At 64.4% G+C, this 22,151-nt stretch carries 19 protein-coding genes; 7 read left to right on the forward strand and 12 right to left on the reverse strand.

The genetic code is table 11. From position 1 onward, the window contains the following. Nucleotides 1-3: 3 nt before the first annotated feature. Nucleotides 4-429 (reverse strand): flagellar basal body rod protein FlgC, encoded by a 426-nt coding sequence (gene flgC / locus RAD04_RS29735; protein WP_246931033.1) that lies wholly within the window; start codon nt 427-429, stop codon nt 4-6. 40 nt (nt 430-469) lie between these two features. After that, nucleotides 470-874 (reverse strand): flagellar basal body rod protein FlgB, encoded by a 405-nt coding sequence (gene flgB, locus RAD04_RS29740; protein ID WP_018321862.1) that lies wholly within the window; start codon nt 872-874, stop codon nt 470-472. A gap of 353 nt (nt 875-1,227) precedes the next feature. Between flgB and RAD04_RS29745 the strand changes: the two genes are divergently transcribed. Both RAD04_RS29745 and fliP read left to right on the forward strand, forming a co-directional pair. After that, nucleotides 1,228-2,196, forward strand: a complete 969-nt coding sequence (locus tag RAD04_RS29745; RefSeq protein ID WP_461626645.1) for a flagellar biosynthetic protein FliO — start codon at nt 1,228-1,230, stop codon at nt 2,194-2,196. Further along, nucleotides 2,193-2,951 carry a flagellar type III secretion system pore protein FliP gene (gene fliP / locus RAD04_RS29750; protein ID WP_028142765.1) on the forward strand — a complete coding sequence of 253 codons (759 nt, stop codon included), beginning with the start codon at nt 2,193-2,195 and terminating at the stop codon, nt 2,949-2,951. Before RAD04_RS29745 ends, fliP begins: the two co-directional genes overlap by 4 nt. A 218-nt stretch (nt 2,952-3,169) precedes the next feature. On the opposite strand, the gene RAD04_RS29755 is transcribed toward fliP, so the two are convergent. The 3 genes from RAD04_RS29755 to RAD04_RS29765 form a co-directional block, all read right to left on the reverse strand. Continuing rightward, a complete protein-coding gene (locus tag RAD04_RS29755; protein ID WP_461626646.1) occupies nt 3,170-6,850 on the reverse strand; it encodes a tetratricopeptide repeat protein in 3,681 nt (1,226 codons plus the stop codon). 181 nt (nt 6,851-7,031) lie between these two features. Further along, on the reverse strand, nt 7,032-7,934 hold the full coding sequence (locus RAD04_RS29760; protein ID WP_461626647.1) for a tetratricopeptide repeat protein: 903 nt from the start codon (nt 7,932-7,934) through the stop codon (nt 7,032-7,034). 100 nt (nt 7,935-8,034) lie between these two features. Continuing rightward, the gene (locus RAD04_RS29765) at nt 8,035-8,643 is read right to left on the reverse strand and encodes a FecR family protein (protein WP_461626648.1); all 609 of its coding nucleotides are present in this window, start codon (nt 8,641-8,643) and stop codon (nt 8,035-8,037) included. A gap of 466 nt (nt 8,644-9,109) precedes the next feature. Between RAD04_RS29765 and RAD04_RS29770 the strand changes: the two genes are divergently transcribed. Further along, complete coding sequence (locus RAD04_RS29770; RefSeq protein WP_461626649.1) at nt 9,110-13,216, forward strand: VCBS domain-containing protein; 4,107 nt, start codon at nt 9,110-9,112, stop codon at nt 13,214-13,216. Between the two features lie 22 nt (nt 13,217-13,238). Here RAD04_RS29770 and RAD04_RS29775 read toward each other — a convergent pair whose 3' ends face one another. The 5 genes from RAD04_RS29775 to fliL form a co-directional block, all read right to left on the reverse strand. Continuing rightward, nucleotides 13,239-13,436 (reverse strand): hypothetical protein, encoded by a 198-nt coding sequence (locus RAD04_RS29775; protein ID WP_461626650.1) that lies wholly within the window; start codon nt 13,434-13,436, stop codon nt 13,239-13,241. 595 nt (nt 13,437-14,031) lie between these two features. Further along, nucleotides 14,032-14,796, reverse strand: coding sequence for a MotE family protein (locus RAD04_RS29780; RefSeq protein WP_091965441.1), 765 nt, complete (start codon nt 14,794-14,796; stop codon nt 14,032-14,034). A 9-nt stretch (nt 14,797-14,805) separates the two neighbouring features. Continuing rightward, entirely contained in the window at nt 14,806-15,252 is a 447-nt protein-coding gene (locus RAD04_RS29785) for a DUF6468 domain-containing protein (RefSeq protein WP_028142759.1), read from the reverse strand. Next, nucleotides 15,249-16,451 (reverse strand): flagellar motor switch protein FliM, encoded by a 1,203-nt coding sequence (gene fliM, locus RAD04_RS29790; protein ID WP_018321852.1) that lies wholly within the window; start codon nt 16,449-16,451, stop codon nt 15,249-15,251. The genes RAD04_RS29785 and fliM overlap by 4 nt, the downstream gene beginning before the upstream one ends. Before the next feature lie 30 nt (nt 16,452-16,481). Then, a complete protein-coding gene (fliL, locus tag RAD04_RS29795; RefSeq protein ID WP_028142758.1) occupies nt 16,482-16,982 on the reverse strand; it encodes a flagellar basal body-associated protein FliL in 501 nt (166 codons plus the stop codon). A 377-nt stretch (nt 16,983-17,359) separates the two neighbouring features. On the opposite strand from fliL, the gene flgF reads away from it, so the two are divergent. Genes flgF through flgH form a run of 4 tightly spaced genes read left to right on the forward strand, consistent with a single transcriptional unit; the run spans nt 17,360 to nt 20,844 of the window. After that, on the forward strand, nt 17,360-18,124 hold the full coding sequence (gene flgF / locus RAD04_RS29800; protein WP_018321850.1) for a flagellar basal-body rod protein FlgF: 765 nt from the start codon (nt 17,360-17,362) through the stop codon (nt 18,122-18,124). A gap of 16 nt (nt 18,125-18,140) precedes the next feature. Beyond that, nucleotides 18,141-18,929, forward strand: a complete 789-nt coding sequence (flgG, locus tag RAD04_RS29805) for a flagellar basal-body rod protein FlgG (RefSeq protein WP_461620491.1) — start codon at nt 18,141-18,143, stop codon at nt 18,927-18,929. Between the two features lie 10 nt (nt 18,930-18,939). After that, a complete protein-coding gene (flgA, locus tag RAD04_RS29810) occupies nt 18,940-20,073 on the forward strand; it encodes a flagellar basal body P-ring formation chaperone FlgA (RefSeq protein WP_461626651.1) in 1,134 nt (377 codons plus the stop codon). Nucleotides 20,074-20,082: 9 nt separating this feature from the next. Continuing rightward, complete coding sequence (flgH, locus tag RAD04_RS29815; protein ID WP_018321847.1) at nt 20,083-20,844, forward strand: flagellar basal body L-ring protein FlgH; 762 nt, start codon at nt 20,083-20,085, stop codon at nt 20,842-20,844. A 281-nt stretch (nt 20,845-21,125) separates the two neighbouring features. Here the strand turns inward: flgH and RAD04_RS29820 are convergent, their stop codons facing one another. Beyond that, nucleotides 21,126-21,452, reverse strand: coding sequence for a helix-turn-helix domain-containing transcriptional regulator (locus RAD04_RS29820; RefSeq protein WP_461626652.1), 327 nt, complete (start codon nt 21,450-21,452; stop codon nt 21,126-21,128). A 4-nt stretch (nt 21,453-21,456) separates the two neighbouring features. Beyond that, nucleotides 21,457-21,780, reverse strand: coding sequence for a type II toxin-antitoxin system RelE/ParE family toxin (locus RAD04_RS29825; protein ID WP_461626668.1), 324 nt, complete (start codon nt 21,778-21,780; stop codon nt 21,457-21,459). Nucleotides 21,781-22,151 lie beyond the last annotated feature (371 nt).

Consider the following 22,151-nt stretch of genomic DNA (forward strand, 5'->3'; position numbering starts at 1 on the left):
TGTTCAGCTCTTGAGGATGTCGAGCGTGCGCTGGATCATCCGGCGCGTCGCACTGATGATGTTGAGATTGGCCTCGTAGGACCGCTGCGCGTCGCGCATGTCGGTCATCTCGACCACCGAGTTCACGTTGGGATATTTGACGTTGCCGCTGGCGTCCGCGACCGGATTGCTCGGCTCGTATTTGACGCGGAAGTTCGACTGGTCGGGCTTGATCTTGCCGAGGGTGACGACCTGCGCGTCGAGCGTGCGGTCGAGCGCGGAGGAGAAGGTCGGAACCTTGCGCCGGTAGGGATCGCCGCCTGATGTCTGCGCGGTCGAATCCGCGTTCGCGATGTTTTCCGAGATCACCCGCATGCGGCCGGCTTGGGCCCGCAGACCGGAGGTCGCGATCGCCATCGAGCGGGCAAAGTCGCTGCTGTCATTGGCCATGATGCGCCTCCTCTAGCTCTTCTGTTGCCGGATCATGCGGCTAGCCCTTGCCGATCGCGGTCTTGAGCAGATGCAGGCTCTTCGAATAGAGCGAGGTCGCCGCCGCGTAGTCCATCTGGTTGCTGGCCGCCTTCATCATCTCCTCTTCGAGATTGACGGCGTTGCCCGCGGGGCGGGTCTCAAAACCCGCGTTCCTGTTCTGGTCGAATCCGGAAGCAGCCCCTGACGGCGTCATGTGAGAACCGCTGGTGCGGGCGAGCGCGAGGGGGCCCATCGAGCCGGTGACCGCCCCGGACTTGTCGAGCTTCGGCTCGACCAGGTCGCGCGGCCGGAATTTGGGCGTGTCGGAATTGGAGACGTTCTCGGACAGGACGCGCTGGCGCTCCTGGTGCCACTGCATCTTGGTGCGAAGCGCCGACAGCACCGGGAGGTCGTTGATGGACATCGTCGCGGCTCCTTCCGCCTCTTGCGAACCTTGAGGTCCGCAACTAGGCAGAATTTGCCGCGTGTATGGTTAACAGCTGGTTAAGGACGCCCTCGAGGCGTGTCCCCGGGCGGCACACTATTTTGCGCCCCCGTGATTCTACGCCTCCAAAAATGGCATTAACCCAACCATTTGGCGGCGCATTCACGGGCCAAGAAGTCGTTTTGGATCGAGCGATTCATAGGTTATTAAGAGTTGGGGACGGCAAAACTTGCCGTGGGACGTTAAGAGATCGCAGTTTGGGGCATCGTTAAGCCGGTGGTTGGCGCGTCTGACCATGGGCACGAGAACAGCGCCATTTGTCGGGGACAAGTATGCAAGGCAGCCCTATCACCTTCATCGTCGCGTTCATCGTCGTTCTGGCGTTGATCGGCGTCGCTGCCTGGCTGGTTCGCCGATTCGCCGGCAGCCGGGTCGGCGCCAACACCCAGCGCGGCAGGATGCCCCGGCTCGCGGTGATCGACGCTGCCGCGGTCGACGGTCGGCGCCGCCTGGTGCTGGTCCGGCGTGACAATGTCGAGCATCTCCTGATGATCGGCGGGCCGACCGATATCGTCGTCGAGCCCAATATCGTTCGCGCCGCGCCCGGCCGCGACCAGCTTCCGCAGCGTCCGAACGCCGCGGAACCGCCGCGGCTCGCGCCCATGCCGGATACCAGCAGCTGGGCCGACGAAGCACCGCGGCCCGAACTGCTCGATCATCCCGAGCCGCAAATGCCCGAGCCGCCGCCGCGGCCCGCGCGCCCGTCCTTCGCCGACGAGGTGCGCCGGCCCGCTCCCGCGCTGGCCGAACGCCGCAGCGATCCCCTCGCCGGGTTTACGGCCGAGCCGATCGCGCCGCGCCCCGAGCGCGAACCGCGGCCCGAGCCGCTGCCGCCGCGCGTTCCGCGCAGCGAGCCGCCGCTGATGCCGCGGCCGCCGCGCCAGAGTGAGCCGCCGAAGATGCCGCCGGTGCGCGCCGAGCGTGCCGCGCCGCCGCCTCCGCCGCCGGTGCCGCAGTCTCCGCCCGTTCCGCCGCCGGCTCCGGCCGCGGCCCCCTCCAGCGCCGAGCAGAATCTCGCCGAGATGGCGCAGCGGTTGGAGGCCGCCTTGCGTCGCCCGGCCGGCGAAACGGTCGCGCCTCCGGTTGCGCCCGAACCGCCTGCGCCGCCGCCCCGCGCCGCACGCAGCGAGCCGCCGGCGCCACCGACCCCGCCCGCAAAGCCGGCCGCGGAAAAGACCAGCTTTGAAAATCTCGAAGACGAGATGGCCTCTCTGCTTGGCCGTCCGAAGCCGTCTTCGTGAGGCTGCCGTCCCTCCCGCGTAGAGTTGTTTTCCTTTCTGTCCTGATCGGCGCGGCATCGGCAGCGATGCCGGCGCATGCGCAGGACATCAGCATCAATCTCGGCGGCGGCGCTGGCGGCGGCGGCGTCACCGAGCGCGCGATCCAGCTGATCGCGCTGCTCACCGTGCTGTCGATCGCGCCGTCGATCCTGATCATGATGACGTCGTTCACGCGCATCGTGGTCGTGCTGTCGCTGCTGCGCACCGCGTTGGGCACGGCGACCGCGCCGCCGAACTCGGTGATCATCGCGCTGGCGATGTTCCTCACCTTCTTCGTGATGGGGCCGGTCCTGCAAAAATCCTACGACGACGGCATCCGCCCGCTGGTCGCCAACCAGATCGGCGTCGAGGACGCGCTGCAGCGCGCCTCCGTTCCCTTGCGCGGCTTCATGCAGAAGAACGTGCGCGAGAAGGACCTCAAGCTGTTCCTGGATCTCTCGGGCGAGGCGCCGCCGGCTACCCCCGACGACCTCGCACTGCGCATCCTCGTCCCCGCCTTCATGATCTCCGAGCTGAAGCGCGCCTTCGAGATCGGCTTCCTGCTGTTCCTGCCCTTCCTGATCATCGACCTCGTCGTCGCCTCGGTGCTGATGTCGATGGGCATGATGATGCTGCCGCCGGCAACGATCTCGCTGCCGTTCAAGCTGATCTTCTTCGTGCTGGTCGACGGCTGGTCGCTGGTGGCGGGGAGCCTGGTGCAGAGTTACGGGGGGTGAGGCAGGCAGCGGAACGACGTCGCGTCGCCTCCGCCCTCAGCGATCACCTCCGGGCCCACCTCGTCATTGCGAGGAGCTCTTGCGACGAAGCAGACTGCCGCTGCGGATAGACTCTGGATTGCTTCGGCCTTCGCCAAGGCTTCGGCGGACAAGTCGCTTCGCTCGCAATGACCGAAGATCTCGCACCGTCACGGGCCGCGCTTGGCGCGGCAGCAGTCCTACCGCGTCATCTTGATCTGCCGCACGACCGGGATCGTCGGCAGCGAGCCGGTGTGGTCGACTTGTTCCTTGGCCTGCGGTGAGCCGGGGGCGCGGGCGGTGGCGTCGGGGAAGCGCTGCTTCATCTCGCGCAGGAAGCCGTCGAGCGTATCGACGCTGGCAGCCAACTTGGCGATCTCGGCGAATTCGGCGCTGGAGGCCGCGGCCGGCTTGCTGGCGATGTCGAAGGCGAGACGGTCGGCGCTCTCGCTCATCAGCGGCGCGTATTTCTCGCGGAAGCGCGACAGGCCGATGGAGTCGTCGGCGAGCGCATAGCCGACGGCGGCGCGGATGATGTCGCTCTTCTCCACCGCGTTGAGCGGCTTGAAGTCGCGGAAGCGCTCGCCGTAATAGAGCTCGATCTGCTCGGCGGACTCGCGCCAGCGCCGCCCCGCCCAGAAGATGTCGGAACGCAGGCGCAGCACTTCGCGCCCGGAGACGTTGGAGACGATGTCGAGCGCGAGATCGTGACGGCCGACGTCGCTCTGCGCGCGCGCTTCCAGCAGCAGACGCTGCTGCCTGAGCTCGCCGGAGAGATCGCTGATGCGGCTCGCGCGCAGCGCGGTGATCGCCATGTCGGGCTTGCGGTTGGCAAGATAAATCATGGACAGGCGCGCGGCGACCTGGGCGCGCGCGGCGCCTTCGAGGCGGTGGTCGACCTGGTATTGCAGCAGCTCGGCGGCCTGGTCGAGCAGGTCGATCGAGGCGAGACGGTCGGCGAGACGGCGGATCAGCTCGTCGCCGCGCCGGCCGATCGGCGTCAGCTCGCGGAATTCGTAGAACATCCCGAGCGCCTCGACCGGCGGCAGCTCGTCGCCCTTCGGTCCCAGGAAGATCTTCGTGAACAGGTCCGAGGCCAGATCCTGTGCCTGGCGCGAGGCTTCGGCGTTCGGCTGCAGCCTGGTCGCGGTGCGCGCCGCGGTGAGCGCATCGCGGTAGCGCCCGTTCTCGGCAAACATCTGCGACAGCATCTGCAGCGTCTTGACCTCGATCGCGTCGCCTCGCCAGGTCATGGACAGGGTCTCGAGCTCGCGCAGCGCGTCTTCCTTGCTGATCTCGTCGCGCTTCTGCCGCAGCGCGACCTCGAGCTGCTTTGCTTCGGCCGCAGCCGGCCGATCGGCCGAGGCGGCCGCGAACTTGTAGTCGTCGAGCGCGTCCTTGTCGTGGCCGAGCGCCTCGGCGAGCCGGCCGCGCAGCACGGCGAAGCCGGGTGCGGCCTCGGGCGAGACGCCGACCACCTCGAGCTCGCTGCGGCGCTTGGAGGCGCCGGCATAGTCCTTCACCTCGAGCGAGGCGCGCATCGCGTCCATCGTCACGATGCGCTGGATGTCGAGCGGCAGCGAGGCGATGGCGAATTCGACGTTCTTGAATTTTTCGCGCGCATCGGCCCATTTGCCCTGGCGCGCATAGGCGAGCGCTTTCCAGAGCTGGGAATCGTGGCTGTTGCCGATCACGGGATTGGCGAGATCCTTCAGGCCCTGCGCCGGCCGGCCGATCAGGATGCTCGCGATCGCATGCATGATCAGCGCGCCGCTCTCCTCCTTGTTGAGCGGATCGCTCAGCATCAACTCGGTCACGGCCTTGGCTTCGTGATACATCGCGCGCGACATGTAGAACTGCGCGAGATCGAGCCGCGGCAGGGAACGCAGCGCCGGCTCGACGGCCGAGATCGCCGTCATCAGCTCGGCCTGGCGCGCCATGAAGTTGTCCGACTGGCCCTTGCGCCAGCCTTCGGGGCTGAAGATCGGGCGCACCGCGGTCGGCGCGCGCTCGGCCGAGATGTCGACCGGCGACAGCGTCAGTCCGCCCTTCTTGCCGAGGATCACCTTGTCGGCGCCGACCTCGACGCCGACCTCGTCGGAGTTCGGCCGGACCGCGATGCCGTGCGCGGATTCCAGCAGCGAGAGATCGACGAGATCCTGCCGCTTGATGAAGCCGCGCACCGGCCGCTGCGCGGTGACGACATAGAGCGTGTCGCCGGCATCGGGGTCGGTGAGCTTGTGCAGCAGGCCCGGATTGGCGAAGGGGATGGCGATGTTGGCGAGCGCGGGGTCGGTGATGTTGCGCGACATCATCAGCGGCAGCGGCGTCGACTGGATCTTGTCGGCGAGCGTCAGCAGCCAGTTGGTCTCCTTGCCGACCTCCTCGCTCGCCAGCGAGTAGACCAGCGGGCGGGTGAGACGGATACGCACCGCTTGCCCCTTGTCGAGCGGGATGCGGCCGACCTCGCCGATCATCGCCCCGCCCCTGGCACGGATCGGCTCGACGTCGATCGGCTTCGGCGTATCGAACACCAGCCACACCGTGTCGCCGCGGCGGAACGCCGCCGCCGGTGTTGCGACCTGAATCGGGAACGTCACGCGCAAGCCGTCGCTGTCGCGGCGCGCATCGACGCTGGCGATCGTGGGTTGCGGCGCGGCCGGCGCTTCGGCGGGCGCCGGCTTGGCCGGCGCGGCTGCGGCTTCGGAAACCGGCGGCGCGGGCTTCAAAGTTTCCTTTGCAGCTTCCTTCGCCGTTTCCTTGGGCGCTTCCGGAGCGTGCACAGGCTCAGTCGCGGCAGCCGGCGCCGGTTTCGGCGCTTCAGCGGGCGGCATCGCGGCGGGCGCTTCGGGCTTCACCTCGGGCTTGACCTCGATCTTGGCTTCGCGCGCGATCGTCTCGGAGGTCGGCGGCGCGACCTCGCGATGGGCGTCCTTCGGCTTCTCGGCCGCGGGCTTGTCGGGCGCCGGTCCGTGACCGACAGGCTTCATCTGCGCGATCGCCGCCTCGGGCGTCGCGGCGGTCTTGCCCTTGTCGGGTTGGAAGGAGACGTCGACGACGTAATTCTTCTCGTCGCGGAACGAATGCACGTCGGAATCACCGATCAGCGCGATCTCGACATTGGTCTGGTCGATGTCGGCCTTCTGCTTGATCGAGGCGACGTTCGGCGGCGCCGCGACGACCGCGTCCGCCAGATCGAAATTGAGGTTGGCGTTGAAAGCGAGCGTGAGCTTCTGCTCGTTGAGCACGGAGGAGACGCCGACGCCGTCGGGCATCTCGAACACGAAGCGCACGAAAGTCGGCTGCACAGAGGCCCGCACGCGGATCTGCGGACGCTTCTTGGTCTCGGCCGCGGCGCGCTGGGCGCGCAGCGCGCGCTCGGCCACGCGGGCGCGCTCGGCGAGCTCCTTGACCACGTCCATAGGCAGGCTCGGCGGGGGTCCCTTCCAGCCCTCGGGCAGGAGGTCGACGAAGGTGCGCTCGCCGGCATTCATGGTGTTGACGGTGACGCGCCGCGCCAGCGACAGGCGGATGGCACCGCCATCAGGATCGCGGCGCGCGGAGTTGACGTAATCGGGCGCACCTTCGGGAACGCGGTCGACGGGAACGTCGACCGCCCGGTCGAAGCGGATGATGAGGATGGAGCCTGCGGTCGTCACCTCGGAGGGAACGTCCTCGCCGAGCTTGATGACGAGCCGGGCAAAGCCGCCGCCGGCCGAAAAGCTCGCCTCGCCCCTGATCGGATCGGCCGCCCGGGCAGGCGCACCGAGACCGGTCAGTAGGCAGGCCGCCAGCACGCCCGCCGTTCGGACATGACGCGACAGCCCCGGCGCCAAAGCGCGGGCTCGCGACACAAATCCAGCGGCAGCCTTTCGCGCCATTGGCGGCATTTCTTCCGGTTCGGCGGTCCATGCCGGCATCAAGGCCGGCCCATGCCGTCGACTGTAGGTCCCGCCAATTAAGGACTTGTTAATGCTATATCTTGATTTGCTTTGGGGCAGCACGCCGTGCACGCATCGAGCGTGGGCGGATCCGCCGGGTCTGAATTTGAGACGCCGATGGTTAAGGATTCGTTAACACCTGCAAGACGGTGCTGTCGCGGTCGGCCAGTCCCTTCACGGACACCCCATAGCGGACAAAGGCTTCGTCGATTCCAGCGTCGATTTTTCTGGCCGCCGAGATATCGCTTTGGCCACCAACTGCGTCGCCGAGCTTGAATCTGGCAATCCCTCGGCCGTAGAGCGCGCTCGCAAGCTTGGGCGCCAACCGCAGCGCTGAGTTGTAGTCATCCACCGCCGCGGAGAATTGCCCCATTTTCAGATCTATGAGAGCGCGCGAGTCGTATGTTGCCGCGCTGTTTGCTCCCGATCGAAGCGCAATATCGCAATCTTCCAGCGCAGCCTGCAGAGCGCCAAGGACGGCTCGGGTCCAACAGCGTCCGCTCCGCGCAGCCTCCAGCTTCGGATCAAGGCGAATTGCCTCGTCATAGTCCCGCGCTGCGCGGTCGTACGCGTTCCCCTGCAGGTAGGCCGCCGCACGGTTGGCAAAAGCCGCGCCATAGTTCGGGTTGAGCTTGAGCGCCTCCTCAAAGGCGCCGATCGCCAGATCGCGCGCCCCCGTTCTCAGATAGGCCACGCCGAGGTTGTTGAACGCTTTCGCATAAGTCGGGTCAAGCCTGGTCGCTTCGACGAAATCCTTGATCGCGCGTTCGTAGTCGGCTTTGGCGCTATAGGCATTTCCCCTGTTGTTGTAGGCGATAACGAAGCCGTTCACGGCTCCCTCGCCCGCATCGATAAACGCCGTGCAGCCATCGATCCGAGCTTCGGGTGACACGCGGTCTGAGCCGTTGCACAGTTCAACATTCTTGAGGGAGCTGCCCTTCTTCTGTGCCCAGCCCGACGAACTGGACAGCCCAAGGACAAGAATGAGCATCACGGCCTTGATGAAACTGGCTCTTGCGGTCATTTCCACACCAAGTGTCCGACACCGACGGCGAACGAAGCGCCCTGATCTCAGTGCCGGCCGGCACTGCGGCGTCACGGCGGCTTCGGGCCAAGCAAGTTTCTCAGCACCCCCGACAGATGTTAAGCCTCCGATTGAGGCTTCGATCGGGCTCCGGCGCCGCGGATGTCGGCGGTTTCTTCAAGAGCTTGCTCTTGCCCTCTTCGATCAGGGTCGAAATTTTGACCGCCCCATCATCCGAAATCTCGATATGCGGCGTCGTGCCTCGGATCCCCAGCGTGGCGACGGGAGTATCGACCTTCATGTCGCCGGTCTTTGCGACACCGCCCGCAACAAAAGTAAACGTTCCCCTGGCGAGATTGAACATGGTCGCATTGGACTTGCCGGCCGGCTCATACACATAATGATCCAACACCATACGGGCGTTGCTCGATAAATTGAACGAGCTGCCGTCGGTAAAGTTGATACCGACGCGGCCGTCGGCGCCGGTGTACACCACATCACCAAGATATACGGGATCACCCGTGTTGGTGCGGCCAGGGTCACTCGAGACATTCGCCTGAACAATCACTGCGCCTGCATGTTCGATCGTGACCGAGCCCGTAACCACCACCACCTTCCCAATCGGTTTCGACGATGAGGCCGCGACGGCGGGCTTGGCGGAATCGCTTTGCGCTTGAGCCGCGCTCGGCGAGAAATTGGCAAGCGTCAAAACAAGGCCAGTCCCCAAAGCAACGATCGTAGGTCTGCACATGATCCCCCCTTTCTGAGAAGATCTTGTCGCTATCGGTGGCCCATTTCTTGAACCGCGTAGCGCAGCCACAACAAATAAAATTGTTGTTTAATTATATTAATCAGCCTAATTTATCTCCAGCGCCACGCAAGCGCCACAAATTAAATGCGTTCCGTTTGTCAATTTAATCACATTGGCGGGAGGGGGCACGGCGGGAATGGCGGTACGCGTCGCCGTCCCTCCGCGCAACGCGTCTCTCTCGATCAGACTTGATTATTTCGGCGGGCAAGCCTTTCGGGCTGCCAGCGCCCAGGAAATTTTTGTCCCTTGGCGAGGGCCCGAGCAGGATCAGGATTATGGCAGCACGCCGAGCCTGAATCGATCACCCAGGTGAGGTCGAGCCATGTTAGTTGCATCCGGCATCCACGCTGATAACGGGGCCGCCATGGCCCTGCCCGTCGAGCTCATCGGCCATATTCATAGTGTAGTCGGTTGCTGTGCGCTTACGCGAGCGGGCGGCGTCGCCACACAGGCGGTAGCTGGTGCGCCTATCTACCGGGGCGACGTGCTGGAAACCGATGCCGACGGGCAGATCACAATCGGCTTCATCGACGGTACTTTTTTCAACATCGCCTGCGGCACTCACGTCGTGCTGAGCGAGTTCGTCTTCGACGTCGAAGGCATGTCGCCTGCAGCCTTGTTCGACGTGACCCGAGGGAGCTTCAGTTTCGTACCGGGCCGGCTGGCGGAAACCGGGGCGCTCCGGCTGAATACACCCATTGCAGGCATTCGCGCCCGGGGCCACGCGGGCGGTTTCGGGATGCTGACCCTTGCAGCATTGACCTTCTCGGCCGTGCAGAATGCCGAGGCCGCGGACCCGGATGTCACATTCCTGGATGACGACTCCATTACCTACAAGGACCTTGCGCACGGCGCATTTGAGCTCGTGACCAAGGAGCGGGTCCCGCGACACATCATCGTCGAAGATCCCGGCGAGACGATCGTCATCAAGAAGGTGGGATCCACCATCAGCGTCAATCAGGTCGCGAATACGGCGGCTCGCATGGAGGAGTTGCGCGCCGCCCAACAGGATGTGCTCGTCAATCTAGGAGAACAAGGGCCCCGTGGCTCAAGCACGCCTTTCTTCGTCAAACCCCAGCCACTGCAGCCGATCAATTTCATTCAGCCGGATGCGCCCACGCTGCAGATCTTGCCGACCACGTTGCCAGTCATCACTTTCGCGCTGGTGGACCCTGTACCGCCGACTCTCAGCACCGGGGCTGGGCCAATCGAGCTCGATACGGTCGTGTTTGACACATTCACTGCGACGAAGGGAACTTTCAGTGCCAGCGGCACCAACAGCGGAGGCAATCTGACCTTCGGCGTCGCCGGGGCCAGCACCGGCAATACGGTTCTGGATGGAGTGACGTACGATCTGACGAAGACAAGCGCCTACGGGATTCTCTACGTCAACAGCACGAGCGGCGCTTATACGTTCGTGCCTGACAATGCGGCAATCAACGCGCTGAAGGCGCCCACGACCGACGGTTTCGTCGTCACCGTCTCCGACGGATTCACCTCTGTCACTCAGACCTTCACGATCACCATCAACGGTGTCAACGACGCTGCGATCATCTCCGGCACCACCAACGGTTCGGTCATCGAGGCTGGCGGCATCGCCAATGGAACGCCCGGCACGCCGATTGCGACCGGCACCCTTTCCGATACCGACGTCGACGATCCGCCCAATACATTCACGACCGTAAGTTCGCCAACATCGAGCACCGGCGGCTATGGCACCTTCACGATGACGGCGGCAGGCGTGTGGACCTACACCTTGGACAATGGCAACCGCGCGGTGCAGGCGCTCAATGCCGGCGAGACGCTGACCGACACGTTCACAGTGACTACGATCGGAGGAACCGCCCAGGTCGTGACGATCACCATCCTCGGAGCCAGTGACGCCGCGATCATTTCCGGCGCGACGACCGGCGACGTGATCGAGGCCGGCGACGTCGCCAATGCAAACCCCGGCACACCCACCGCGACCGGCACCCTCAACGATACCGACGTCGACACGACCGCCAATGCTTTCACGGCCGTCGGCTCGCCGATGGTGAGCGCCGCCGGCTATGGCACCTTCACCATGACGGCAGCGGGCGTGTGGACCTACACGCTCGACAATGCCAACGGCGCGGTGCAGGGACTCAATACCGGCGAGACACTGACCGACACGTTCACAGTGACCACTCTGGACGGAACTGCCCAAGTGGTAACGATCACCATCCATGGCGCCAACGATGCTGCCATCGTTTCCGGCACCACAACCGCCTCGGTGACCGAGGCCGGAGGCGTTGCCAACGCGACACCCGGCAGCCCGAGCACCACGGGCACGCTCTTTGCCGCCGACGTCGACAATCCGTCCAATACCTTCACCGCGGTGAGTTCGCCCAAGGCAAGCACGAATGGTTATGGCACCTTTACGATAACCGCCGCCGGCGTGTGGACCTACACCTTGGACAACGCTAGCGGCGCGGTGCAGGCGCTCAATGTCGGCGGCACGCTCACCGACAGTTTCACCGTCAACACCCTCGACGGTACGCCGCAGGTGGTGACGATCACCATTCAGGGCAGCAACGACGCCGCCCTCATTTCCGGCACCACGACCGGCTCAGTGATAGAGGCAGGAACTTTCTCACCCGGCATTCCCGTCGCGACCGGTACGCTCACCGATACGGACGTCGACAACGCTCCGAACACGTTCACCGCAGTCTCTTCGCCCGCTGCGAGTGACGGCGGATACGGCACCTTCACGATGACCGCAGCCGGCGTATGGACTTACACCCTCGATAACAACAACACCGTGGTTCAGTCGCTCGATGTCGGCGACACCTTGACCGACACCTTCTCGATAACTGCCATCGACGGTACGACGCTGACGGTGACCGTCGCCATTCATGGTGCCAGCGACGCAGACCCGAACGATTTTGATAATTTGGCCACCGGATCTGCCGTGATCTCCGATCCCCCCAACGTGTATGGAACACCGGGGAGCGAAACGATTGCCGGCGGCGGCAACACAGGTCAGATCATCTACGCGGGGGCGAGCAGCGACACGGTCAACGGGACCGGCAAGGCCGACGTTCTCTATGGCGGCTCAGGCGATGACACGATCAAAGGCAATGATGGGGATGACACCATCTATGGCGGCTCGGGCAACGATACAATCAACGGCAACAACGGCGGCGACACCATCACCGGTGGATTTGGCGCGGATCAACTCACCGGCAGCAATGGAAACGACCGCTTCGCTTACTTGTTCGTAGCCGATTCTCGCGCAGGCCAGTTCGACACCATCACCGACTTCGCCTCAGGAGCTGACAAGATCGACTTGACTGCTATTGGCGCGCTTGGATTTGTCATACTGGCCTTAAGCTCGAGCAGCACGGCCGTACCGGCACATACGATCGCCTGGCTGTATGACAGTGCGGCGAATGAAACGATCGTATACGTCAATCCAACTGACCAAACCCTGCACGTCGGCGATTCCAGCCTGCTCGAAATTCATTTGCAGGGGATTGCAACCATCGACGCGTCGGACTTCATCACGGCGCCGGCAGCGGCGCCTGTGACGGCGGTTGCCGGCGAACTGCTCGACCTCATCGCAACCTCGCAGGGTGACGCGACCGCCGTGATGACGACCACTTCCGGAGTCCCGTCCGATTCCGGCAGCGGCGACGGCTCGCTTCTCGCTGCAGGGAGTTCGACAATCCAATCGACCGAGGCGGCCACCAGCCTCGATTCGAACTGGGACCAGATCGGACAGACCGAATATTCCAGCTTGTCCAGTTCAGACGAAGTGCAAACGCTCGCGATCGAAACGCTCCGCAGCGACGCGGTGGCTCCCTCAGCCGACGGACTGTCTCTGATCGTGCAGCACGTGGTCCCGCTCACCGAGGCCAGTTTTGTCTTCAACAACCCGACCGGGTTCGACGCAGCCTCATTGGCTGGCAAAAATGGCGCGATTGCCGCAAGCGGCCAGGTGCCTGACGTCGCCATGCTGAATTTTGCCCACGGCGCTGCCGAACAGCACGCAGGTAGCGGGCTTGCGCTCGGACACGAAACAGGGAATGACGGCGTCGCGTCATCAAGAGGCGCCGCCCAGGCGGCTCATGCCCACGGTCATACCAGCGATCAAACGGCAGACACTTCGCTCAACCCAAGCCTTCTGAAGTCATCGACCGGCGGTGCCAACCATTCGCTCTCAAGCGAGGCGGACCTGCACAACCCGTCCCAGGGAGCGTCTGGATCAAAGCCTGCTGATCCGCAGCAGTTCGGCGACTCGTTCCAGTTCCGGGATGACGCGTCGCAGGGCTCACTGCATAGCGCGATGTTGGATCATCTCTCAGACTTCGTCGGTCATCACGAGCACGCTTGGGAATTCCATGGATCCGAGCCGGCATTCATGCCTGAAACATCGCCGTCCGATGTTGATCCACCTTTCTCGGCAGCTACCGTTCACGGCCATGTGTCGCACGATCTGATCGTGTGACGGCCTCGAGCCGATTGCGGCTTCAATGTTGCTTGCCGGCGCCTTCCGGTGCCGAGGAGCTGTCTTCGTCGAGAGAAGATTCATCATCGGTGCCGTCGGCGTTTTCTGGCGGCGCTGCATGCTGATGGCTGAGGGCGGATGTCCACGCCGATGTCATCGCCGCTATGAGCAGCCGGTTGATGGCCTCGATGACGCGTTCTGCGGCGGACGAGTAGTTCATGGCCTCCTCCTGCGCTGCCGATTGCGACTAGCCAAGCGTAGGACCGGGCCTTGAGCGCCACTGTACGCCACTTCACACCTGCGCGCGTCAACTCATCGCAGTCCCAGAAGATGCCGCCAGGTTCGACTGCATCCGCCACGGGAGCTTGATCCGCCGCCTTGAGGAGTTGCTGAGCGCGCGCACTCACAACCTTCGGAGCGTTGCGGTTTGCGCGCGACTCTGAATCAGATGTGACCTCGGCGATGCGAATCGCATTGGTTAGCTTTGGGGGTAATCAATGAGCGGAGAAGCCGGTTGCATTGTGTGTAGCAGGGCAAGAGCGGTCGTAGCGATCGTTCCGATCGCCAGAGGATATGCCCTGAAAATATATGAGTGCTCCTGTTGCCATAGCACCCTGCAGCTCGTGACTCGCGTCACGAAGGCAGCGCTGATCAAGCAGCAGGTCGATACTCTTCCTCGGGTGGAGAAGCAGCCGCCTGTTCGCAGGGTGCAACAGGTCTTCGCGAACTAGACCCGCAGGGCGTCTGGCTGGGTTCGAGTTGACGACCCACGCGACAACGCGCGGGGTCGCAATAGCGCGGTTCGCCTCGCGCCCTCAATTCGGCTTTTGCGTCGGCTTGCCGTCGATCTTGGGCAGCTCGCCGGCCGAGGCCGACTGATCGCCGCCGCCATTGGCACGGCGGGCCATCTCGACCGTCAGCTTCTCGGCGGCCTCCGGCGACATCAGTCCCATGATGTCCGACATCTTTCGCGGCGCGATCGCCGAGGCGATCTCGATCAGCACACCCATCTCCAGCCGGTCGAACACCCGTGCGGCGTCCTTGGGCTTCATGCCCTCGTACATGGTCACGAGGCCCTTCATGCGCTGGGCTTCGGCGGCCTTCTGCTCGGCCTGCGTCGCGGAGATGCGGGTTTCCACCGCCTTCATCTCCTCGACCTTGCCTTCGATGCGCTTCTCGGCCGACTTCAACAGGCTCTCGCGGATGTCGATCTCGCGCTGGCGGGCCTCGATCTCCTGGCGGCGCGCCTGCAACCGCTCGAGGATCGCGCGCTCGGAGGCCGAGACCTGCGGCTGGGCTTCGTCGACCTTGACCACGGTGCCTTCCGGCTTGGTCTCCGGCGCGGCGGGCTTGGGCGCCTCCTTCGGCGCGCCATGGGTCGAGCCGGTGATGATCTCCGGCTCCTCGCGGCCGGTCGGGAAGTTCAGATTCTCCTGCGCCCAGGATTTCTTGGTCTGGTTCGGCTTGTAGTCGAACACATAGCCGCCATTGATCACGAGGCCCGCCACCTTCAGCGTGGCGAGGCCTGCGACGGCAACCAGGACGACCGGGATGACGCGGATGTTACGAAAGGACTTCATACCCTGACTTTATGCGGCAAGGCCGTTGGATCGTCGGCGCTCGGAGAAGGCTTCGGCCGCAGCCGCCACCGCCTTCGCCGTCGATGGCTTGGCCGCGGGCGCGACGACCGTTTCCGGACCGGTCATGGGGCGCGCGGCGATCGCGATCTTGGACAGCCGCCGCACCACATTGTCGGCCTCGCCGAGCTGCTTGTAGAGCTGGTCCGACATCTGCGTCGCCGCGGCGAGCTGGCTGCCGAGGTTCTCGTTGACGTCGCGCACCGCCAGCTTCAGCCCGCCGATCGCGCGCTCGGCGATCTCGGTCGCGGTGATCAGCTCGCCGATCACCGCCTTCAGCGAATGCTCGTCCGCCTTCAGCCGGGTCAGCCGCTTGTTGAGCATGACGCAATAAACGATCGTCAGCATCAGCAGGATAGCCACCAGCGTCTCGATCGCCATTCCCAGGGAGTGGTTCATGGGGCCTCCATCATCTTGTTCTGCTCGTCCACCTTCTCGAACATCGCAAGTGTCGTACTTGGCTTGCGCAAGGGTTTCGTCACGCGGATCGCGACGCGGTCGCCGACCCGGCCCATCCGCCCCTCGGTCAGCGTGACGTCGCCGCAGCGCACGGTGACGTTGGCGTCGGCCCGCATGTCCAGCGGCAGGGTGTCGCCGACCTTGAGCCGCATCAGCTGCTTGAGCGGGATGTCGGCCTCGTAGAGCACGGCATCGACGGCGATCTCGGCCTGCACGATCTCGGTGGCGAAATGGCCTTCCCAGACCGGGTCGCGGCCGAACTTTTCGCCCATGAACATCTGGAGCAGGACGCCCCGGATCGGCTCGATGGTCGCATAAGGCAGCAGCAGCTCGATGTTGCCGCCGCGGTCTTCCATGTCGATGCGCAAACGCACCAGGATCGCGGCATTGGCGGGCCGGCTGATCGCGGCGAAGCGCGGGTTGGTCTCGAGCCGGTCGATCGTGAAGGTCACCGGCGACAGCGGCCGGAACGCCTGCTCGGCGTCGGCCAGCACCACCTCGACCAGCCGCTTGACCAGCTCGGTCTCGATCGTGGTGTAGGGCCGGCCCTCGATGCGGAGCTGGCTGGTGCCGCGGCGACCGCCGAGCAGCACGTCGATCATCGAATAGATCAGGTTGGAATCGACCGTCGCCATGCCGAAATTTTCCCACTCCTCGGCCTTGAAGACGGTGAGGACGGCGGGCAGCGGGATCGAGTTCATGTAATCGCCGAAACGCACCGAGGTGATGCGGTCGAGCGAGACTTCGACGTTGTCGGAGGTGAAATTGCGCAGGGACGTCGTCATCAGCCGCACCAGGCGGTCGAAGACGATTTCGAGCATCGGCAGACGCTCGTAGGAGACCATCGCCGAATCGATGATCGCGCGAATGCCGGAATGGTCGTCGAGGGTGACGTCGCCGACGGTGAAGCCGAGGAGATTGTCGATCTCCTCCTGCGACAGCACCCGCTCGCCGGAATTCTTGCCGCTGCCGAGATCGCGGCTGCCGTCCTCGACCATGGCCGCCCATTGCAGGGCCATGGTCTCCGACAGCTCGTTCTCGGCCGCAGCCTTCGCGGCCTCGGCGGGATCCTCGGAATCGAGCGATGCCTCCCATTGGGCGGCAATCGCATCCTGATCCATTTGCTCGTTGCCGGCCATGACGCTAGCCCATCACCTTCCGCAGCGTCCTCACTGGATCACGACTTCCTTGAACAGCACCGCGCTGACCTGGACCGGAGCGACCGCCGCGTTGACGCGCTTGGTCAGCTCCTCCTTGAGGCGGAAGATGCCGGCGGAACCGTTGAGGTCGGAGGGGCGCAGCTCGCGCACATAGGTCTGAAAGATGTCGGTGACGCGCGGCATCGTCGGCTTGATCGCCTCGATCTGCTTCTCCTCCTTCAGCTCCAGCACGATCTTCAGCCGCAGATATTGCACGCGCTCGCCGGGCGCGCCGGCCAGGTTGACCATGATGTCGGGGACGTCGACGAAGGACGGCGGCTTCGGCGGAGGCGCGGCCTCGGCATGATGCTCGTCGTCGCCATGACGGAAGAAGAAGAACCAGGTCGCAGCACCGCCGCCGAGAACGGCGAGCAGGCCGACGGCCATGATGATGAGCTTCAGCTTGTTCTTCGGCGGAGCGGCTTCCGCGCCCTCAGTGGCTGCGCCGCCTTCCGCTTCATTCTCTGCCATGGTCGCCGCGCCCGGATCTCTCAAAGGGGTCGAAAGAGCGAAGCCTTAAGACAAGGACGCGATACAAATGCCCCGGCGCAATGCGCTCCTCTTCATGGCAAACGCTACGGTAATAATGGTTAACGGAATCTTTCGATTGGGCCTCCACTAGGAAAAATCTGCCGGGCAGACATGGCTAACAGAACCTTTCTGCCGCCCTCCTGCGCCCCTTCGAAATCAACAAGCCACTGAAATTACGAAGTTTTTCAGGTTGGCACGGCTTTCGCTGAGAAAGGGCCGAGACCCAACGGTTTGGGAGAACCCGACGGTCTCGTTCACGGGGTCCGCCAAGGCGCTTGGGAGAGCGAAATGGCAGATCCGCTCAGGGGAGATTTCCGATGCAGAACGCGCTTCTGATCGGCTTGTCACGGCAGATGACGTTGGAACGGCAGATGGATGTCATCGCCAACAACGTCGCCAATGCCAACACCAACGGCTTCAAAGCCGACCATTCGCTGTTCGAGGAGTACCTCAACTCGAACGCGCGTGAGGACAATTTCATCGGCGCGGACCGCCGGGTCTCCTATGTGCAGGACCGCGGCACCTACCGCGACATCGGCCAGGGCCCGATGGAGCCGACCAACAATCCGCTCGACATGGCGATCGACGGCAACGCCTATTTCGCGGTGCAGGCCAATGGCGGCGAGATGTTCACCCGCGACGGCAAGTTCTCGCTCAACTCGACCGGCCAGCTCGTCACCCCCGACGGCAATCTGGTGCTCGGCACCGGCGGCCCGATCACCTTCCAGCCGACCGATCACGACATCAACGTCGCGCCCGACGGCACCATCACGGTGCTCGAGGGCACTGCCAAGACCGACTCGATCCGCGGCAAGATCCGCATGGCCTCGTTCGACGATCCGACCAAGCTGACCAAGCTCGGCGCCAATCTCTATGCCGCCGGCTCCGCCACCCTGCAGCCCGATGCCAAATCCAGCAGCGTGCGCCAGGGCTATGTCGAGAAGTCGAACGTGAATTCGGTCGGCGAGATGACCCGCATGGTCGAAGTCATGCGCAGCTACACCGCCATCGCCAATCTGCTCCAGCAGCAGAGCGACCTCCACAAATCGGCGATCGAGAAGCTCGCCGACGTTCCGGCCTGATTGAGGGAGAACTGACATGCAGGCGCTTCACACCGCAGCGACCGGAATGGCGGCACAGGAACTCAACGTTCAGGTGATCTCCAACAACATCGCCAACCTGCGCACCACCGGCTTCAAGAAGCAGACCGCGGCGTTCCAGGACCTGATCTACGAGCACGTCCGCCGCGTCGGCGCGCAGGCCTCGGACCAGGGCACCATCCTGCCCGTCGGCGTCGACATCGGCGGCGGCGTCAAGACCGTCGGCACGCCGCGCAGCATGACGCAGGGCACGCTGTCGCAGACCGGCAACGATCTCGACCTCGCGATGTCCGGCGAGGGCTTCTTCAAGATCCTGATGCCCGACGGCACCTACCAGTACACCCGCGACGGCACCTTCCAGATGGACAATCAGGGCCGCGTCGTCACCGCCCAGGGCAACCCGGTGCAGCCGAGCATCACGATCCCGAACAACGCGTCCGGCATCAGCGTGAGCGAGCAGGGCCAGGTCTCGGTGACGCTGCCGGGCTCGTCGACCTCTTCGATCGTCGGCCAGATCGGCGTGACCCGCTTCATCAACAAGGCAGGCCTGCAGCCGGTCGGCAGCAACCAGTTCACCGAAACCCCGTCGTCCGGCCCGCCGCAGGACGGCACCGCGAACTCCGAGGGCTACGGCAAGATCACCCAGGGCAGCCTCGAGCAGGCCAATGTCGACGTCGTCTCGGAGATGAGCGACCTGATCGCCGCCCAGCGTGCCTACGAGATGAACGCCAAGGTGATCAGTGCCGCCGACCAGATGATGCAATCGACCACGGCGCTGTTCCGCTGAGGCAATGACTATGATCCGCACCACCCTCGCCACGATCTCCGCCCTGCTCGCGCTGGCCCTGCCGGCAGCGGCCGCGGACGACTTCATCGCCTCGCCGACACTGCGCGCGAGCGTCACCGTGACCTCGGACGTGGTGCGGGTCGGCGATCTCATCGACAATGCCGGTTCGGCCGCGCTGATCCCGGTCTACCGCTCGCCCGATCTCGGCACCACCGGCACGCTGACGGTCGCGCAGGTGCTGTCGGTGCTCCGCGCAAAGCAGGTGATCGGCGTCATGACCGGCGACCTCAAGGAGGTCCAGGTCACCCGCCTCGCCCGCACGCTCGCGAACAAGGATCTCGAAACCGCGGTCGCCTCGGCACTCGAGCGCCGCTTCGGCCTCGGGGACGCCGCCAACATCACTGTCACCTTCGACCGCGGCGTCGCCGAGATGCGGCTGGATGCCTCCAACTCCGGCGCGCTCCAGCCGGTCGCAACCCGCTACGACGCCCGCAGCGGCCGGTTCGACATTGCGTTCGAGATTGCCAACGACAGCAATCCGACCCCGACCAAGCTGCGCTTCACCGGGACCGCGATCGAGACGGTGGAAGTGGCCGTGCTGACGCGCGACATCGAGCGTCTCGATCTCTTGAAGTCCTCCGACGTCACGCTGGAACGCCGGCCGAAGGCCGAGGTCACCGGCGAGCCCGCCTCGCGCGACCGCAGCATCGGCATGCAGCTGCGCCGGCCGATGCGCGCGGGCACCCCGCTCCGTGCCGCCGACATCGTCAAGCCCGATTTCGTGGTGCGTGATCAGAACGTCACCATCATCTACCAGGTGCCCGGCCTCTATCTCACGTCGCGCGGCAAGGCGATCGAGAGCGGCGCCGAAGGCGACACCGTCAGCGTGCTCAATGTGCAATCCAAGCGGACGCTAACCGGCGTCGTCACCGGCCGCGGCCAGGTGACGATCCAGGGCGCCAGCCAGTCCGCACCGATGGCGCCCGCGGTCGAGCAGACCTCCTCGCTCAAGCGTGATGAGGCGCCCGCCCCCGTCGACACCGCAGCCCTCGTCCGGAACCTAGTGCAGGCCCCCGCCTCGCCGGCCCAGATCGCAGAAGCCCAGATCCCGCAAGCTCGCGTCTCGCAAGCTCAAGCCAAGTAAGAGTTCGTCATGTCCGCTTTCAGTTCGGCTTACCGTCTTCGTCGCATCGCGATCTCTGCGCTACTGCTGGCCAGTTGCGCGCTGGGCGGTTGCTCCTCGATCGACCGCCTGTCGCAGATCGGCGAGCAGCCGAAATTGTCCGCGATCGACAATCCGACGGCGCAGCCGGGCTACAAGCCGGTGCAGATGCCGATGCCGAAGCCGGAAGTCGCCTCCTACAATCCGAACTCGCTGTGGCGCAACGGCAGCCGCGCCTTCTTCAAGGACCAGCGCGCCCGCCAGGTCGGCGACCTCCTCACTGTGACCGTCAACTTCACCGACAAGGCCAACATCGCCAACGAGACCCAGCGCAGCCGCACCAACTCGGAAAACTCTCAGGTCACCGACTTCCTCGGCGCGAAGACGATCACGCAGGCCAACAAGATCCTGCCCGGCAGCCTCCTCACCGCCGGCTCCACCGCCTCCAGCGACGGCAAGGGCTCGGTCAACCGCACGGAAGCCTTGCAGACCAACGTCGCCGCGGTCGTCACCCAGGTGCTGCCGAACGGCAACCTCGTGGTCGAGGGCAAGCAGGAGATCCGCGTCAATTACGAGATCCGCGAACTCGTGGTCGCCGGCATCGTCCGCCCCGAAGACATCCAGAGCGACAACACCATCGATTCCAGCAAGATCGCGCAGGCCCGCATCGCCTATGGCGGCCGCGGCCAGATCACGGACGTGCAGCAGCCGCGCTACGGCCAGCAGGTGATGGACGTGCTGCTGCCCTTCTAAGTCTCTCCCGAGCTCCCACATCGTGTTCGTGAACCTAGGCGCGAACGACGATGTACTACGCGGCCTCCGGTAGCTCCCCTGCCGGAGGCCGCATGTATTTTGAAGACGAAAGCAGGCTGCGAGCTGCGGCTCAGGTCCGCGCGGTTGTAGAGACGCCGCCCCCCAATCTCCGTCATTGCGAGCGGAAGCGAAGCAATCCAGGCTGTGTCCGCGGAAACGATTCTGGATTGCTTCGTCGCTAAGGGGCTCCTCGCAACAACGGCGGAGAGAGTGTGTACTCCTTACGCCGCATTCGCGACGGCGCGTATTTCCAGATGCACGCCGGTCTCCTTCTGGAGCGCATGGATCACCGCCATCAGGTTCTCGGCCGTCGGATTGCCGCGCTGCCCGAACATCCGCATCAGGCTCTTTGGCGGACGGTCAAGCACCTCACCCAGCCGCTCGAAACCGATCGTGGCATTGATGTAGGTCCGCAGCGCGGTACGGCCGTAGTCGACATCCCCCTGCAACAAGCCCTGCATCGCCTCCAGGAACAGCGCCTCGCGAAAGGCGGGATCGCGCTCTGCCCGCGCGCGAATGGTCTCTTGAAAACTATGGGTCAATGGCATTCGTCTATCCCTCGTTCCGTTTGCGCGCCTTGTAGTCGCGCCACCGGCGAAGCGCGACACTGATATCGGTCTGCTGCCTCTGCTTGGTGCCGCCACCCAGCAGGATCACCAACACGCTGCCGTCCCACCCGAAGTAGACCCGGTAGCCGGGGCCACGATTGATCTTCAATTCAGCGGCGCCCTCGCCGATCGACTTCACGTTCGAAGTGTTTCCATCGGCGAGGCATCCGATTGCAACGGAGACTGCCGCGGCTGCCTGCGCGTCGAGCCCGTCGTGCCACTCCCGAAACGGGCTACGACCCTCGATACGGTATCCATGGTACCATATTCGTTACCAATTTTCTATTTCAGAATTTTCGGATTTTAGAAATTCTCGTTGACCCAGCGAGGATGTGCGCGGACGGAGAAGTCGTGTGGTCCTGACGCTCGGGGTCTGTGCGTCAAGTCCTGCGGTGATGTGGCGGCCAACCGGTGCGCGCATCGATCATCCGCAAGGCGACGGGGGCAATAGTGCATCGCTCCCCGAGGAGAGCACGAAGGACACCGTGAAAACCATCGCGCAGGGAGGAGCCCGGCGTCACCTGTGATCCACCCGTGCGCGTATCCTTCGCACACGGGATTGCGGGTGCCAGCCGGCGCCCGGCCTTCCCTGCGCCTTCTTGATCTTCAGGAGGGCAAGCCGACAGCAAAGCTCGGGCC

Source organism: Bradyrhizobium sp. 25ACV, assembly GCF_054863005.1.